Source organism: Mesorhizobium sp. M0051, from assembly GCF_040323235.1.
In the GTDB taxonomy this organism is placed as follows: Bacteria; Pseudomonadota; Alphaproteobacteria; order Rhizobiales; family Rhizobiaceae; genus Mesorhizobium.
The window spans coordinates 18,467-33,574 of the sequence record NZ_JAMYUT010000035.1; the positions used below are offsets into that span (position 1 = coordinate 18,467).

The following is a 15,108-nucleotide window of genomic DNA, read 5'->3' on the forward strand; positions in this document are numbered from 1 at the left end:
GCTCAGGCGAAGGTCTTGGCGAAAGCGTCGATCTCGGCCTTCAGCTTGGCGCGCAGATCGTCCGACAGCGCCTTTTCCTTGCGGATGGCGTCGAGAATGTCCTTGCCGGCTGCACGCATGTGGCTGAGCAGGCCATGCTCGAACTTGCCGACCTGATTGACCGGCAGTTTGTCGAGATAGCCGTTGACGCCAGCAAAGATCACCGCGACCTGCTCTTCCGTCTTCAGCGGCGAAAACTGCGGCTGCTTGAGGAGTTCGGTCAGGCGCGACCCGCGGTTGAGCAGACGCTGCGTGGCGGCGTCGAGATCCGAGCCGAACTGCGCGAAGGCCGCCATTTCGCGGTACTGCGCGAGCTCGCCCTTGATCGAGCCGGCAACCTGCTTCATCGCCTTGATCTGCGCGGCCGAGCCGACGCGGCTGACCGACAGGCCGACGTTCACGGCAGGACGGATGCCCTGGAAGAACAGGTTGGTTTCGAGGAAGATCTGGCCGTCGGTGATCGAGATCACGTTGGTCGGGATGTAGGCCGACACGTCGTTGGCCTGCGTTTCGATAATCGGCAGTGCGGTCAGCGAACCACCGCCCAGATCGTCGTTGAGCTTGGCGGCGCGCTCGAGCAGGCGCGAATGCAGGTAAAAGACGTCGCCGGGATAGGCTTCGCGGCCCGGCGGGCGGCGCAGCAGCAGCGACATCTGGCGATAGGCGACGGCCTGCTTCGATAGATCGTCATAGCTGATCAGCGCATGCATGCCGTTGTCGCGGAAGTACTCGCCCATGGTGGCGCCGGCGAATGGCGCCAGGAACTGCATCGGCGCCGGATCGGAAGCGGTGGCGGCGATGATGATCGAATATTCGAGCGCGCCGCGCTCTTCCAGCACCTTGACGAACTGCGCGACGGTCGAGCGCTTCTGGCCGACGGCGACGTAGACGCAGTAGAGCTTTTCCTTCTCGGGGCCGTTGTCGTGCACCGACTTCTGGTTGAGCATGGTGTCGAGAATGATAGCGGTCTTGCCGGTCTGGCGGTCGCCGATGACCAGCTCGCGCTGGCCGCGGCCGACCGGGATCAGAGCATCGATTGCCTTGAGGCCGGTCGACATCGGCTCGTTCACCGATTTGCGCGGGATGATGCCGGGCGCCTTGACGTCGACGCGCTTGCGCTCGACTGCCTTGATCGGGCCCTTTCCGTCGATCGGATTGCCGAGCGCGTCGACGACGCGGCCGAGCAGGCCGGGGCCGACGGGAACGTCGACGATGGCGCCGGTGCGCTTGACGATGTCGCCTTCCTTGATGTCGCGGTCGGCACCGAAGATGACGACGCCGACATTGTCGGCTTCGAGGTTGAGCGCCATGCCGCGGATACCGCCCGGGAATTCGACCATCTCGCCGGCCTGGACATTGTCGAGGCCGTAGACACGGGCGATACCGTCACCGACGGACAGCACCTGTCCAACTTCGGAGACCTCGGCCTCCTTGCCGAAATTCTTGATCTGGTCTTTCAGAATTGCGGAAATTTCCGCGGCGCGGATGTCCATCAGCCGACCTCTTTCAGTGCAAGCTTGAGCGAATTGAGTTTGGTTTTGAGCGACGTATCGATCTGGCGCGAGCCCATCTTGACCACCAGCCCGCCAAGCAGCGACGGATCGACGGTGACCGAGATGGCCACGTCCTTGCCGGCAACGCTCTTCAGCGCGGCCTTGAGTTCGGTCTGCTGGGCTGCCGTCAGTTCATGTGCTGAAGTCACTTCGGCAGCAGTCTCGCCACGATGTTCGGCTGATATCTGGCGGAACGCCCTGATCATGCCGGGAATGGCGAACAGCCGGCGGTTGCGGGCGACGACACGCAGGAAATTGCCGGTGAGGCCGGCAATCCCGGCCTTGTCGGCGATCGCCGCGATGGCCTTGGCCTGATCCTCGCTGGAAAACACCGGGCTGTTGATCAGCCTGGTAAGATCGGCGCTGCCTGCCAGCATGGCTTCGAAGCTGTTGAGGTCGGCTTCGACCTTGGCGACGGAATTTGCCTGCAGGGCGAGTTCGAACAGCGAACCCGCATAGCGTTCTGCGACACCTGAGATTGGCGATGACGATTGAGCCACGGACCGTCTTTTCTCTTGTCTGACAGGCCGTAGATTGTTGGCGCGAGCAAAAACTCTGGCTAAATCTTTGACCTTACTGCATTTTTTCGAGCACGGAGGCGCGGCTTCCGCTATCCCCTGCCGAAAGTCGATTGCCGTCTAGCACAGGCATTTTAAGACCGCAATGCGTCGTTCCGCATGGTTTTCAGGCACTATTGTCGCATCCGGCGAAAGTCGCCGCCCTTCCATCGCGGAATCCCTAACGATTCAAGGCAGAAAGCCAAAGGCGAAGGCAAGCGGCAGCGCCGCCAGCGCCAATTCCACCACGATGGAAACCCAATTGAATGGCGTGTTGGCGCCATCCGACATCATCGACAGCAGCCGACCAAAGGCGGTGAACAGCCAGGAGAAGCCAAGCGTCATGTAGATCAGCGGCTGCGCCAAGAGGATGCAGCACAGGCCGACGCCGAGATAGAAGCCCGACATCCTGCCACGCCCCTCGGCGATCGCAGCCGCCTTCTCGGGCTTGGCCTGCAAGCGCAGGATCCGGAAGGCTAGACTGGGTGCCAGAAAAAACAAAAGCCCGAGCAGCACGGTGACGACGGCGCTCGACCACGCCAGCCATTCGCCCTGACTCGTCGGCCACGGAAGCGCATAATCCATCTCGTCCCCTCGAAAATGCCTTTCTTGAAATTCCGCGCATTCTAGCGGAGGAAAAACCCCGCGCCAGATGGCGCCGGGAACTTTAGGAGAGGCGCATCAACCGAGCGCGAATTCCACTGCCGCCTCGGCATGGATGCGCGTCGTGTCGAAGACCGGAATGTCGAAATCCTGCTGGCCGATGAGCATGGTAATCTCGGTGCAGCCCATGATGACGCTGTCGGCCGCCTCTTCGCGGCGCAGGCGTTCGGTCTCGGCGAGATAGGCCGCCTTCGAGATTTCCGTGACGATGCCCTGGCACAGTTCGTCGTAGATGACGCGATGGATCATGTCTCGCCCGGCCGCATCGGGCACGACGGAGCTCAAGCCAAATTTGTCCGCGAGCCGGCCCTTGTAGAAATCCTGCTCCATGGTGAACCGCGTCGCCAGCAGTGCCGGGCGCTGCATGCCGGCGCGCTTGACCGCGACGGCCGTGGCGTCGGCGATGTGGATCAGCGGGATCGACACCGACGCCTGCACCTGGTCGGCCAGTTTGTGCATGGTGTTGGTGCACAGAAGCAAGCCATCCGCGCCGCCGGCCTCGAGCTTGCGCGCCGCTTCGACAAGAAGCACGCCGGCGCCCTCCCAGTCGCCGTGGTGCTGCCGCTCGGCGATCTCAGCGAAGTCGAACGACCACAGCAGCAATTTGGCCGAATGCAGCCCGCCCAGCCGCTCGCGCACGATCTCGTTGAGCAGGCGATAGTAGATGGCCGTCGATTCCCAGCTCATGCCGCCCAGAAGGCCAAGGGTTTTCATAAGGGCTGTTCCTTTGCCGTATAATTCCTATATTATGACCACATGAGACCACAAGGAGATTTGCCGTGAGAACGATGCAGGTTCGGGAGGCCAAGGCAGGGTTCTCGGCGCTCGTCGAGGCCGCAGAGAGCGGAGAGCCCACCATTATCACAAAGCACGGCAAGCCGGCAGCGGCCGTTGTCTCGGTCGAGGACTTACAAAAGCTTTATCCAGCCAAGCGTCGAAACTTCGGGGAGTTTCTCCTGACCTATCCGGGAGGGATCGAGCTTGAAAGGAACGAGTCACCGTCGCGGGATATCGACCTTTGAGCGGTTATCTTCTCGACACTTCCATCTTATCCGCGTTCGCTCCCGGCAGGCCGGCGCTTGCGAAAGACGTCGCCAATTGGATTGTAGCGCAAGGTGAAAAGCAAACGCTCTTCATACCGGTTATTGCGATCACCGAAATCGAGAAAGGCATACGCAAGCTCGATCGCGCTGGGGCCAAAAACCGCGCGGACAGCCTCACCGTCTGGCTCAACGACACCATTGAGGGATTTGCAGATCAGATTCTAGCGGTCAATGCCGATATAGCGCGAAGAGCGGGCCGAATGGAGGAAGCAGTCTCTGCGAAAGGGAAGAATCCGGGCTTGGCGGACATACTGATCGCTGCTACGGCGGTAGCTAACGGGCTCACCGTAGTTACAGCAAACGTCAGGCATTTTGAAGCGCTTGACGTTTGGTGCTGGAATATACTGCAAGACCCGCCGAGCCTCGACTAATCATTTTTACAAAAAGCTTTGCGGGTCGATATCCACCTGCACCCGGACCGAGCCGCGCTGTTTCGGCCCGTTGGCCAGCATGGCGCGGATAAAGCCTTGCATGTCGGCGCGCCGTTCGCCCTGGATCAGCAGGCGGAAACGGTGACGGCCGCCAAGCAGGGACAGCGGTGCCTCGGCCGGCCCCAGCACAAACAGGTCGGTGGCTTCGGGCGCAGAGCGGCGCAGGCCGCGTGCATGGCCCTCGGCTTCGGCTCGCGTCACCGCGCTGACGATGACACCGGCCAGCCGGCCGAAGGGCGGCAGGGCGGCCCGCTCGCGCTCGGCGATCTCGCGCTCGTAAAAGGCCTCGGCGTCACCGGAGACGATCGCCCTCATCACCGGATGGTCCGGCTGGAAGGTCTGTAGCAGGCCGAGGCTCTTCTTACCGGTACGGCCGGCGCGGCCGGTCACCTGGCTGAGCAGTTGGAAGGTGCGCTCGGCGGCGCGCGGATCACCATTAGCAAGGCCGAGATCGGCATCGACGACGCCGACCAGCGTCATGTTGGGGAAATTGTGGCCCTTGGCGACGAGCTGCGTGCCGATGACGATGTCGGCCTCGCCATTGGCGATCGCCTCCAACTCCAATCGCAGCCGCCGCACGCCGCCCATCAGGTCGGACGACAAAACGATGGTGCGCGCGTCGGGAAAATGCGCGACGACCTCTTCGGCGATACGCTCGACACCTGGCCCGCAGGCGACCAGGTGGTCAAGCGTGCCACATTCCGGGCAGGCTTCGGGACGGCGCTCATTGTGCCCGCAATGATGGCAGACCAGCTGGCCGCGAAAGCGGTGCTCGACCAGCCAGGCCGAGCAGACCGGGCAACCGAAGCGATGGCCGCAGACCCGGCATAGCGTCAACGGCGCATAACCGCGCCGGTTTAGGAAGAGCAGCGACTGCTCCTTCCTCTCCAGCGTCTGGCGCATCTGGTCGAGCAGCACCGGCGACAGGAAGCCGCCGCGCGCCGGCGGTGCGCGGCGCATGTCGACTGCCTTGAGATGGGGGAGCGCCGCCTCGGCGAAACGGGCAGAAAGAACGGCTCTGTTGTATTTGCCTTGGCTCGCATTGACCCGGCTTTCCACCGATGGCGTCGCCGACGCCAGCACCACCGGAAAGCTGCCGATATGGCCGCGCACCACCGCCATGTCGCGCGCATTGTAGAAGACGCGATCCTCCTGCTTGTAGGCAGGGTCGTGCTCCTCGTCGACGACGATCAGGCCGAGTTCCTTGAACGGCAGGAACAGCGCCGAGCGCGCGCCGGCGACGACCCGCACGCCGCCTTCCGCCACTTGCCGCCACACTTTTTCGCGCATCCGCGGCGGCAGGTCGGAATGCCATTCGCCCGGCTTGGCACCGAAGCGCTGCTGGAAGCGCTCGAGAAAGGCATGCGTCAGCGCGATTTCCGGTAGCAGGATCAACACCTGCTTGCCCTGGTCGAGCGCGGCCGCCACCGCCTCGAAATAAACCTCCGTCTTGCCCGATCCGGTAACGCCGTCGAGCAGTGCGACATTGAACACGCCGGCTGCGACATTGGCGCGCAGCATCAGCGCCGCGTCGCTCTGGTCCGGCATCAGTTCCGGTGTGGCGTAGATGGAATCGGGCGCGGCCACCACCGGGCGCGGCGGGATCATCACCGTCTCGAAGACGCCTTGCGCCCTCAGGCCGTCGATCACCGTCGACGACACGCCTGCGGCATGAGCCAACCCGGACCGCGTCCAGGCAAGGCCGCCTTCGGCCGTCTCCAGCACCCGCTCCCTGGCGGCCGTCATCCGGTCGGGCACCAGAAGCGTGCGCTGCAGCCCCTCGATCCATGGTTCGGGATCGAATGCTTCCGGTGCCCTGAGCAGCATGCGCGCCACCATGCCCGGTGGCGACAGCGTGTACTGCGCCACCCAATCGACGAAACGGCGCATCGCGCGGTCGATCGGCGGGCAGTCGAAGACCTGCTCGATCGGGCGCAACTTCTTCGCATCGACCTTCTCGACCATGCCATCCCAGACGATGCCGGCTACCTGGCGCGGGCCGAGCAGCACGCGCACGATCGAGCCCGGCACCACGTGCATGCCGGTGGGCACGGCATAGGTGTAGGGGCGTTCGGCGGGCATCGGCACCAGCACCGGTGCGGCTGCGACAAAGGGCGAATCTTCGATCATGAGGCGTGACCTTGCCCTGACTTTGGTCTAGATCAAAGGCCGACCCCGAATGTGCATGGCATGCACATAAAAATCTTCAGGAGACCTGCCATGAAATTTTTTGTCGACACCGCCGATATCAAGGATATCCGTGAGCTGAACGATCTGGGACTGCTCGATGGCGTTACCACCAACCCGTCGCTGATCCTGAAATCCGGCGGCAAGATCTCCGAGGTCACCAAGCAGATCTGCGACATCGTCGAAGGGCCGGTGTCGGCGGAAGTGGTGGCCACCGAATTCAAGGCCATGATGGCGGAGGCCGAGACGTTGGCCAAGATCGCGCCCAATGTCTGCATCAAGGTGCCACTGACGCTCGACGGGCTGAAGGCCTGCAAGACGATCCGCACCCAGATGAACCGTATGGTCAACGTCACGCTGTGCTTCTCGGCCAACCAGGCACTGCTGGCGGCCAAGGCCGGCGCTTCCTTCATTTCGCCCTTCGTCGGCCGTGTCGACGACACCGGCGCGGACGGCATGGAGCTGATCCAGGAGATCCGGCAGATCTACGAAAATTACGATTTCCAGACCGAGATCCTCGTCGCTTCGGTCCGCACGGTGAACCATGTCAAGCAGGCAGCCCTGATCGGCGCCGACGTTGTTACCGCGCCGCCGGCGACGCTGAAGGCGCTGGTCAACCATCCGTTGACCGACAAGGGCCTCGCCGCCTTCCTCGCCGACTGGGCCAAGACCGGCCAGAAGATCGGCTGAGCGATCCGATATCCGATACGAAAAGAAGGCCGGGCAACCGGCCTTTTTATGCGCCGCGGATTGAAGCGACGGCCGATCAATCCGTGCCGTCATCGTCAGGCGCGGTTGCCGACGGGCGCCGCCCCATGATGATTTCGCGTTTGCCGACATGGTTGGGTGCCCCGACCAACCCTTCCTTTTCCATGCGTTCGACCAGGGATGCGGCGCGGTTGTAACCGACGCCCAGGCGGCGCTGGATGTATGACGTCGAACACTTCTTGTCGCGCACCACCACCTTGACCGCCTCGTCGTAGATGGAATCACTGTCTTCGGCTGCAGCCGATCCCTTGTCGAAGACCGCGCCTTGGTCGGCTTCGACTTCTTCCTCATCCTCGTCGGCTGTCACGGTTTCCAGATATTCAGGCCGGCCCTGCGCCTTCAGATGTGCCACGACGTGCTCGACCTCCGCATCTGAAACGAAGGGACCATGCACGCGGGAAATGCGCCCCCCACCCATCATGTGCAACATGTCGCCCTGGCCGAGGAGCTGTTCGGCGCCCTGCTCGCCAAGGATGGTGCGGCTGTCGATCTTGGACGTCACCTGGAAGGAAATCCGGGTTGGGAAATTGGCCTTGATGGTGCCTGTGATGACATCGACGGAAGGGCGCTGCGTTGCCATGATCAGGTGAATGCCGGCAGCGCGCGCCATCTGCGCCAGACGCTGGATGGCGCCTTCGATCTCCTTGCCGGCGACCATCATCAGGTCGGCCATCTCGTCGACGATGACGACGATGTAGGGCATTGGCGCAAGATCGATTTCCTGCTGTTCGAAAAGCGGCTCGCCGGTGCCCTTTTCGAAACCGGCCTGCACGGTCATGACAACCGTCTCGCCCTTGTCGCGGGCAGCGGCCGCACGCTCATTGTAGCCATCGATGTTGCGCACACCGAGCCGAGCCATCTTGCGATAGCGGTCCTCCATTTCGCGCACCGCCCACTTTAGCGCGGTGACGGCTTTCTTGGGGTCCGTGACGACGGGCGTCAGAAGATGCGGAATGCCGTCATAAACGGAGAGTTCGAGCATCTTGGGATCGACCATGATCAGCCGGCATTCCTCCGGCTTCAGCCGGTAGAGCAACGACAGGATCATGGTGTTGATGGCAACCGACTTGCCGGAGCCGGTGGTTCCGGCCACGAGCAGGTGAGGCATCTTCGCCAGTTCGGCGATGACCGGCTCACCGCCGATCGTCTTGCCCAGGCAAAGCGCCAGCTTGCAACTGGTCCTGCGGAAGCCCTCCGATTCAATCAGCTCGCGGAAATAGACGGTTTCGCGCGTCTCGTTCGGAAGCTCGATGCCGATGACGTTGCGACCAGGCACGACGGCGACGCGCGCCGAAATCGCCGACATGGAGCGGGCTATATCATCGGCAAGCCCGATGACACGGGAGGATTTTACCCCCGGCGCCGGCTCGAACTCATAGAGCGTGACGACCGGGCCGGGGCGAACATGAATGATCTCGCCACGCACCCCGAAATCCTCGAGCACGCTTTCCAACAAATCCGCGTTCTGCTCGAGCCGCTCCTGCGACATGTAGAAGCCTTGCCCCTCCGGGGGCTGCTGCAACAGCTCTTCCGAAGGAAGCTCATAAAGGTCGCCCGCCGTTGACAGCACAATATTCCCGGCCCTTGGCAAGCACGGAGAGCGAGCACCGGCGGCCCTGACAGTGACATCCACGCCGGCCGGCGAAGGAACGGCATCGCTTTTAGCAGCGAGGATTGCGGCAGCTTCGGCCCGGAGCGGAATGCTCGCAGATACGTCAGGCTGGACGACGACCTGGTTCGAGTTAGCCGGCAAAACGTCCGGCAGCGGCTTCGAGGCCTGACCTGGAAGCCATTCGATGACGCGAAACAGCGAGGTGGCATCGGTCGGCGAGCGGTTGTCGAGCCGCTCACGGGCGATGACAGGCGCTGCGACGACCGGTGCCGGCGAGGTTGGGCTGGCCTGCCGGGCCTGTGACGAAACATCGACCAGATAGGGCGCCATAGCCTCGAAGAAGGCGTGATCCGAAAGATAGGGCCAGCGCAGTTTTTCGGCAGTGGCCGGTTTGATCGGCGCGCCCGGAGCGGCAGCCCCGCGCGCGGAAGCTCGTCCCGTTGCTGCCGTCACCGGAGCTACGACACTCACCTTCTCTCTGGCCCGTCCCGGAAGAGCGAGAGACGCGGCCGGCGTTGATGGTCTTTGCGTGGCGGCTCCGCGGCCGGCCAGCGGCTGGGAGGCTGGGGTTTTCACCGAGGCCGGCAACGCCAGGAGCGAGGGCACGGAGGATGCCTGATCGACCACGGCTTGCGCGACTGTTTGCGGCGTGGGGAGCGCGTCTGTATCGCCTTGCTCGGCAACACGCTCGTGCTGCGGGCGTTGCTTCTTGGCTTCATAGTCTGGTGTGCGGGTGAAACGCACGTTGGGCGCGAGGAAGAAGTATTCCTGCCAGGCAGGACTTTCGATATCGCCGCTTTTCAAAGACGCGTTGCTCGCCTCCGCGCCCCTTGGCTCCATATAAGGCCGCCTGTTGCCGCCGAGATCGACAATCGGCGCGGAATAGCCGGCCTGGTGCGTGCCGGGCTGCCGGCCATCCAGTCCCTTGTGGGCCGGACGATCAAGATCGCCTGTCGCGGCTGAAGACGTTCGCTGCCCGCCCTTGTCACGCTTCACCTCGGGATCATCAGGCGACGCTGCCTTCAATAAATTGACCCGGGAAAAACGCCTGGCTTCCATTCTCAAGACTCACTCTGAACTGTTGCCGAGCAATAGGGAGCGAGTGGTTAACAGTTGCTTCCCGAATGGATCGCCAACGATCCTTGGACAGCAAAATCGTCGTGACAGCCTCTTCGAACGACGCAACCGAATCGTCATCTCACAGCGCACGCCGCTGGCGCGACCTGCCCGCTGTGCTGGGGCGGCGGATGGCGTCTCTTCGCGGCGATGCAGGACGTCTCTATCCGGGAACCTGATCGTGATCTCACAATCATCCCACCATGCTTGGGCCGCTAGGCCGATGGCCGTGCTGGCTGGCCTTGGCGTGCCTGACCAGATCCTGGGCGATGGACAATTGCAGCGCTTCGGCCAGTTCGCGCGCGGCGCGATTCTCGGCGTCGATCTGCGCCCGGTACGCGGCGAACTCCTGACGCGGCCTGTCGAAGGACGAGGTGATCGAACGCTTGCCGGATGCGATCACCACACCGGTCTTCACATCGGACAGCGTATAGTTGCCAGTCAGCGTCACTGAACCGGCGGTCGGTTCGTCCTCGTTGGTCCCAACCTGCACAAGTGCCGCGGATTCGACGGCTTCGGTCACGCCGAGATTGAGCGAATAGGCCGGTGAGGCCGGCTCGCCGGCACCTCGTCCAAACCCGAAAATCAGATCGTTGCGCACCTGCTGGGCATAACGCGAGTTGACCGGCTTGATGGCGATCGAAGCCAGTTCGGCATTGGCGCTCGCCTGCGAACCCGACAGCGACGCGCTCGAATAGAGCGGCCGCACGGTGCAGGCCGAGACAAGCGCGAGCGAGCCGACCAGGCCGGCGAACGCGATATGGCGCAGCACATGGCTCAGCCCTGTCTTTTCCCGATCAGGCAACGACATTGACGATCCTCTGCGGCACGATGATCACCTTGCGCGGAGCCTTTCCTTCGAGCGCTTTCTGCACGAAGTCGAGAGCCAATACCGCTTTTTCGACCGCACCTTGGTCCGCGTCGCGGGCAATTGTCAAATCTCCCCGCTTCTTGCCGTTGACCTGCACCGGATAGGTGACTTCGTTGTCGACGACCAGCGCCGGATCGAACGCCGGCCACGGCCGTTCGGCAACCAGATCGGTGCCGCTGAGCGTTTCCCAGCACTCCTCTGCCAGATGCGGCATGACCGGTGCGATCAGATGCACGAGAATCTCCACGGCCTGCCGGCAGGCACCCTTGAGTGCTGCATCAGCCTTGCCTTCGGCCACCTCGTTGAGCGGCGAGGTCAGCGCGTTGGCCAGTTCGTACATGCGGGCGATGGCGCGGTTGAAAGCCAGCTTCTCGATATCCTCACCGACCGCCTTCAGGATCTTGTGCGCGGCCTTGGAAACCACAGCGGCCTCGTCGCTGCCAGCCGCCGCGGGCTCGATGCCGGCCAACGTTTCGGCCGCCGTCGACACCAGGCGCCAGATGCGCTGGATGAAGCGATGCGCGCCGGCGGCGCCATCGTCGGTCCATTCAACGTCGCGCTCTGGCGGCGAATCCGACAGCATGAACCAGCGCGCCGTGTCGGCGCCATAGCCATCGGTGATGTCTTCCGGACTGACCGTGTTCTTCTTCGACTTCGACATCTTTTCGAGCGGGCCGATCGTCGCCGTCTCGCCTGTAGAGATCTCGATGGCGCGGCGCTTGCCGTCAACGTCTTCCAGCCGAATCTCGGTGGGCGCCAGCCAGCGGCCATTCGATGCCGAGCCGACGCGATAGGTCTCGTGCACCACCATGCCTTGCGTGAACAGCCCTTTGAACGGCTCGGCCAGATCGACATGACCGGCCTCGCGCATGGCACGGGTGAAGAAGCGGGAATAGAGCAAGTGCAGGATCGCGTGCTCGATGCCGCCAATATACTGGTCGACAGGCAGCCATTCATTGGCCGCCTTGGGATCAGTCGGTTCATGCGCCCAGGGTGCTGTGAAGCGCGCGAAATACCAGGACGAATCGACGAAGGTGTCCATCGTGTCGGTTTCGCGCCGCGCATCTCTACCGCATTGCGGGCATTTCACATGCCGCCATGTCGGATGCCGGTCGAGCGGATTGCCCGGCCGGTCGAAATCGACATCGTCGGGCAACTTGACCGGCAGGTCGGCTTTCGGCACCGGCACCACGCCGCAATCCTCGCAATGGATCATCGGGATCGGGCAGCCCCAGTAGCGCTGGCGCGAAATGCCCCAGTCGCGCAGGCGGAAATTCACCTTGCGCTCCGCCATCGGCCGGTTGCCGATGGTCTTCTGTTCCAGCAGCTTCGCCACCTCGTCGAAAGCCTGATCCGGCTTCATGCCGTCGAGGAAGCGCGAGTTGATCATCACGCCATCGTCGACAAAGGCTTGATCGATGATCTGGAAGCTTGCCGGATTCTCGCCTTCCGGCATCACCACCGGGATAACCGGCAGGCCGTATTTGGTGGCGAAGTCGAGGTCGCGCTGGTCGCCGGACGGACAGCCGAAGATGGCGCCGGTGCCGTATTCCATCAGCACGAAATTGGCGACATAGACAGGCAGCGTCCAGCTGTCGTCAAACGGATGGACGACGCGGATACCGGTGTCAAAGCCCTTCTTCTCAGCCGTCTCAAGCGCCGCCACCGAGGTGCCCATATGGCTGATATCCTCGATGAACCTCGCCAGCGCCGGATTGCCTTCCGCAGCCTTCTTGGCCAGCGGATGATCGGCGGCGACAGCCATGAAGGAAGCGCCGAAGATGGTGTCGGGCCGTGTCGTATAGACTTCCAGCTCATGCTCGCCACCGACAGCATCTGCCAGCGGCCAACGGATCAGGAGGCCTTCCGAGCGGCCGATCCAGTTCTGCTGCATCAGCTTCACTTTTTCCGGCCATTCCTCGAGGCCGTCGAGCGAATCCAGCAGATCCTGCGCAAAGTCGGTGATCTTGAAGAACCACTGCGTCAGTTCGCGCTGTTCCACCAGCGCGCCCGAGCGCCAGCCGCGCCCGTCGATGACCTGCTCGTTGGCGAGCACGGTCATGTCCTCCGGATCCCAGTTGACCTTGGAGGACTTGCGCGTCACCAGCCCCTTCTCGACGAAATCGAGGAACAGCATCTGCTGGCGATGGTAGTAGTCGACGTCGCAGGTGGCGAATTCGCGCGCCCAGTCCAGCGACAGGCCCATAACCTTGAGCTGCTCGCGCATGGTGGCGATGTTTTGATAGGTCCATTCCTTGGGATGGACCTTGTTCTGCATCGCCGCGTTCTCGGCCGGCATGCCGAACGCGTCCCAGCCCATCGGGTGCAGCACGTTGAAACCCTTGGCCCGCTTGTAGCGTGCCACGACGTCACCCATCGTGTAGTTGCGGGTGTGGCCGATATGGATCCGCCCCGACGGATAGGGGAACATCTCCAGCACGAAGTATTTCGGGCGCGGATCGTCATTGTGCGCTTCGAACAGCTTCTTGGCGTCCCAGGCCTTCTGCCATTTGGGCTCTGACGCGCGCGGATTGTATCGTTCGGTTGCCATGGGATTATTTTCACTTAAAAGCATGCGCGAACTGCGGGCAACGGCTCGGCAGTTCAGGGAATGTGGTCCGGGTGTTCACCATGGTTTGGCAAACCCGTCAACCATATGGGTATCGCGTCTGACAAAAACGCGGGCCAAAACAGCAGGATTTGCATATGGGCGACGCCGTTCAGCAGTTTTTCACGGTCAAGGCCAGGATTGCTGCGGCGGAACACGAGGCTGGCCGCCAGGCTGGAGCGGTGACGCTGGTCGCGGTTTCCAAGACTTTTGACGCCGCCGACATACGCCCGGTCATCGAGGCCGGCCAGCGCGTCTTCGGCGAAAACCGGGTGCAGGAAGCGCAAGGCAAATGGCCGGCGCTGAAGGAGGCATTTGCGGATATCGAACTGCATCTGATCGGCCCGCTGCAGTCGAACAAGGCGAAAGAGGCGGTGACGTTGTTCGATGTCATCGAGACGGTCGATCGCGAGAAGATCGCCGCCGAACTTGCCAAGGAGATCGCCAGGCAAGGCCATGCGCCAAGGCTTTATGTCCAGGTCAACACCGGCTCCGAGCCGCAGAAGGCCGGCATCGAGCCGCGCCAGGCCGTCGCCTTCGTCGCCCGCTGCCGCGATGTGCACGGCCTCGCCATCGAGGGCCTGATGTGCATCCCGCCAGCTGATGAAAATCCGGGTCCGCACTTTGCCCTGCTGGAGAAGCTTGGCCGTGAGGCCGGCGTCGCCAAGCTGTCGATGGGCATGTCCGGCGACTACGAGACTGCAGTCGCCTTCGGCGCCACCAGCGTCAGGGTCGGTTCCGCGATCTTCGGCATTCGATAGCCATTGATAGTTGCAGTTCGAGCGCGGCATTTCTTGCTGCCTCACCGCAACAATGCTATATCTAGCCAAGCTAGCTAGGAAGCATTCGCATGAACTGGCATCTTCAGGACGCAAAGAACAATTTTTCCAAGGTGGTTCAACGCGCGCGCAGCGAGGGACCGCAGACGGTGACCCTGCGCGGCGAGCGCGCCGCAGTGGTGCTCTCTGCGGAAGACTACGACCGCTTGGCCGGAAAGAAGAAAAGCCTTGCCGAGTATCTTTTGACGGGCCCGGTCTGGGACGATGATTTCGCCGAGGAGGTCAACCGTCGCTCGGATACGATGATTCGGGATGTCGACCTCTGATGTACCTGCTCGACACGAACATCGTTTCGGACGTGCAGAGGCGGCTACCCAAGCCGACTGCGTGGCTGGCTTCGATCGATCCGGACTCCCTGAATCTCAGCGTCATCACAATTGGTGAAATCGAACGCGGAATCGTCAAGCAGCGTAAGGTCGATGCTGAAAGGGCCACGCGTCTCGATATGTGGCTGCGCGAGCTTCGCCGCGACAACGCCGACCGCATTCTTGCCGTTACGGAAGATGTCGCGTTGGCTTGGGGGCGCATCACTGCTGGTCGTACACGGGGCAGCGCCGACACGCTCATCGCGGCAACCGCGCTTGTCCATGACCTCATTCTCGTGACCTGCAATGTTGCCGACTTTGATAATACCGGCGTGACGGTCTTCAATCCCTGGGTGATCTGACCCGTCCCACATTGCCACAAAGCCCGGAGGTTGGATGCGGCAGCCGCGTCATAGCATCGCATTGCGATGCCGCGCCCCCTCCCTACCTCCGTCG

General features: G+C 62.6%; 14 protein-coding genes. 6 read left to right on the forward strand and 8 right to left on the reverse strand.

Annotation, left to right across the window (positions count from 1 at the left end):
- Positions 1-2: 2 nt before the first annotated feature.
- The 4 genes from atpA to NKJ90_RS27925 form a co-directional block, all read right to left on the reverse strand.
- Positions 3-1,532 carry a F0F1 ATP synthase subunit alpha gene (gene atpA, locus NKJ90_RS27910; RefSeq protein ID WP_023762495.1) on the reverse strand — a complete coding sequence of 510 codons (1,530 nt, stop codon included), beginning with the start codon at positions 1,530-1,532 and terminating at the stop codon, positions 3-5.
- Entirely contained in the window at positions 1,532-2,092 is a 561-nt protein-coding gene (locus tag NKJ90_RS27915) for a F0F1 ATP synthase subunit delta (protein ID WP_023762496.1), read from the reverse strand. Before NKJ90_RS27915 ends, atpA begins: the two co-directional genes overlap by 1 nt.
- 246 nt (positions 2,093-2,338) lie before the next feature.
- Positions 2,339-2,734 carry an AGROH133_08824 family phage infection protein gene (locus tag NKJ90_RS27920; RefSeq protein WP_023762497.1) on the reverse strand — a complete coding sequence of 132 codons (396 nt, stop codon included), beginning with the start codon at positions 2,732-2,734 and terminating at the stop codon, positions 2,339-2,341.
- A gap of 96 nt (positions 2,735-2,830) precedes the next feature.
- A complete protein-coding gene (locus NKJ90_RS27925) occupies positions 2,831-3,526 on the reverse strand; it encodes an aspartate/glutamate racemase family protein (protein ID WP_023762498.1) in 696 nt (231 codons plus the stop codon).
- A gap of 74 nt (positions 3,527-3,600) precedes the next feature.
- On the opposite strand from NKJ90_RS27925, the gene NKJ90_RS27930 reads away from it, so the two are divergent.
- On the forward strand, positions 3,601-3,834 hold the full coding sequence (locus NKJ90_RS27930) for a type II toxin-antitoxin system Phd/YefM family antitoxin (protein WP_023762499.1): 234 nt from the start codon (positions 3,601-3,603) through the stop codon (positions 3,832-3,834).
- Positions 3,831-4,286: a type II toxin-antitoxin system VapC family toxin gene (locus NKJ90_RS27935; RefSeq protein ID WP_023762500.1), complete on the forward strand. Its 456-nt coding sequence runs from the start codon at positions 3,831-3,833 to the stop codon at positions 4,284-4,286. Before NKJ90_RS27930 ends, NKJ90_RS27935 begins: the two co-directional genes overlap by 4 nt.
- Before the next feature lie 6 nt (positions 4,287-4,292).
- Here the strand turns inward: NKJ90_RS27935 and NKJ90_RS27940 are convergent, their stop codons facing one another.
- A complete protein-coding gene (locus tag NKJ90_RS27940; protein WP_352487317.1) occupies positions 4,293-6,476 on the reverse strand; it encodes a primosomal protein N' in 2,184 nt (727 codons plus the stop codon).
- A 90-nt stretch (positions 6,477-6,566) separates the two neighbouring features.
- On the opposite strand from NKJ90_RS27940, the gene fsa reads away from it, so the two are divergent.
- The gene (fsa, locus tag NKJ90_RS27945) at positions 6,567-7,223 is read left to right on the forward strand and encodes a fructose-6-phosphate aldolase (protein WP_023762502.1); all 657 of its coding nucleotides are present in this window, start codon (positions 6,567-6,569) and stop codon (positions 7,221-7,223) included.
- A gap of 76 nt (positions 7,224-7,299) precedes the next feature.
- Here fsa and NKJ90_RS27950 read toward each other — a convergent pair whose 3' ends face one another.
- From NKJ90_RS27950 to leuS, 3 genes are all read right to left on the reverse strand, one after another.
- The gene (locus NKJ90_RS27950) at positions 7,300-9,972 is read right to left on the reverse strand and encodes a DNA translocase FtsK (RefSeq protein WP_023762503.1); all 2,673 of its coding nucleotides are present in this window, start codon (positions 9,970-9,972) and stop codon (positions 7,300-7,302) included.
- A 250-nt stretch (positions 9,973-10,222) separates the two neighbouring features.
- A complete protein-coding gene (lptE, locus tag NKJ90_RS27955; RefSeq protein WP_352487319.1) occupies positions 10,223-10,840 on the reverse strand; it encodes an LPS assembly lipoprotein LptE in 618 nt (205 codons plus the stop codon).
- Complete coding sequence (gene leuS, locus NKJ90_RS27960; RefSeq protein WP_352487320.1) at positions 10,827-13,451, reverse strand: leucine--tRNA ligase; 2,625 nt, start codon at positions 13,449-13,451, stop codon at positions 10,827-10,829. Before leuS ends, lptE begins: the two co-directional genes overlap by 14 nt.
- A gap of 155 nt (positions 13,452-13,606) precedes the next feature.
- Between leuS and NKJ90_RS27965 the strand changes: the two genes are divergently transcribed.
- The 3 genes from NKJ90_RS27965 (at position 13,607) to NKJ90_RS27975 (ending at position 15,014) form a co-directional block, all read left to right on the forward strand.
- On the forward strand, positions 13,607-14,269 hold the full coding sequence (locus tag NKJ90_RS27965) for a YggS family pyridoxal phosphate-dependent enzyme (protein ID WP_023762506.1): 663 nt from the start codon (positions 13,607-13,609) through the stop codon (positions 14,267-14,269).
- An 89-nt stretch (positions 14,270-14,358) separates the two neighbouring features.
- Entirely contained in the window at positions 14,359-14,613 is a 255-nt protein-coding gene (locus NKJ90_RS27970) for a type II toxin-antitoxin system Phd/YefM family antitoxin (protein WP_023762507.1), read from the forward strand.
- Positions 14,613-15,014: a type II toxin-antitoxin system VapC family toxin gene (locus tag NKJ90_RS27975; protein ID WP_023762508.1), complete on the forward strand. Its 402-nt coding sequence runs from the start codon at positions 14,613-14,615 to the stop codon at positions 15,012-15,014. Before NKJ90_RS27970 ends, NKJ90_RS27975 begins: the two co-directional genes overlap by 1 nt.
- The last annotated feature ends 94 nt before the right edge of the window (positions 15,015-15,108 follow it).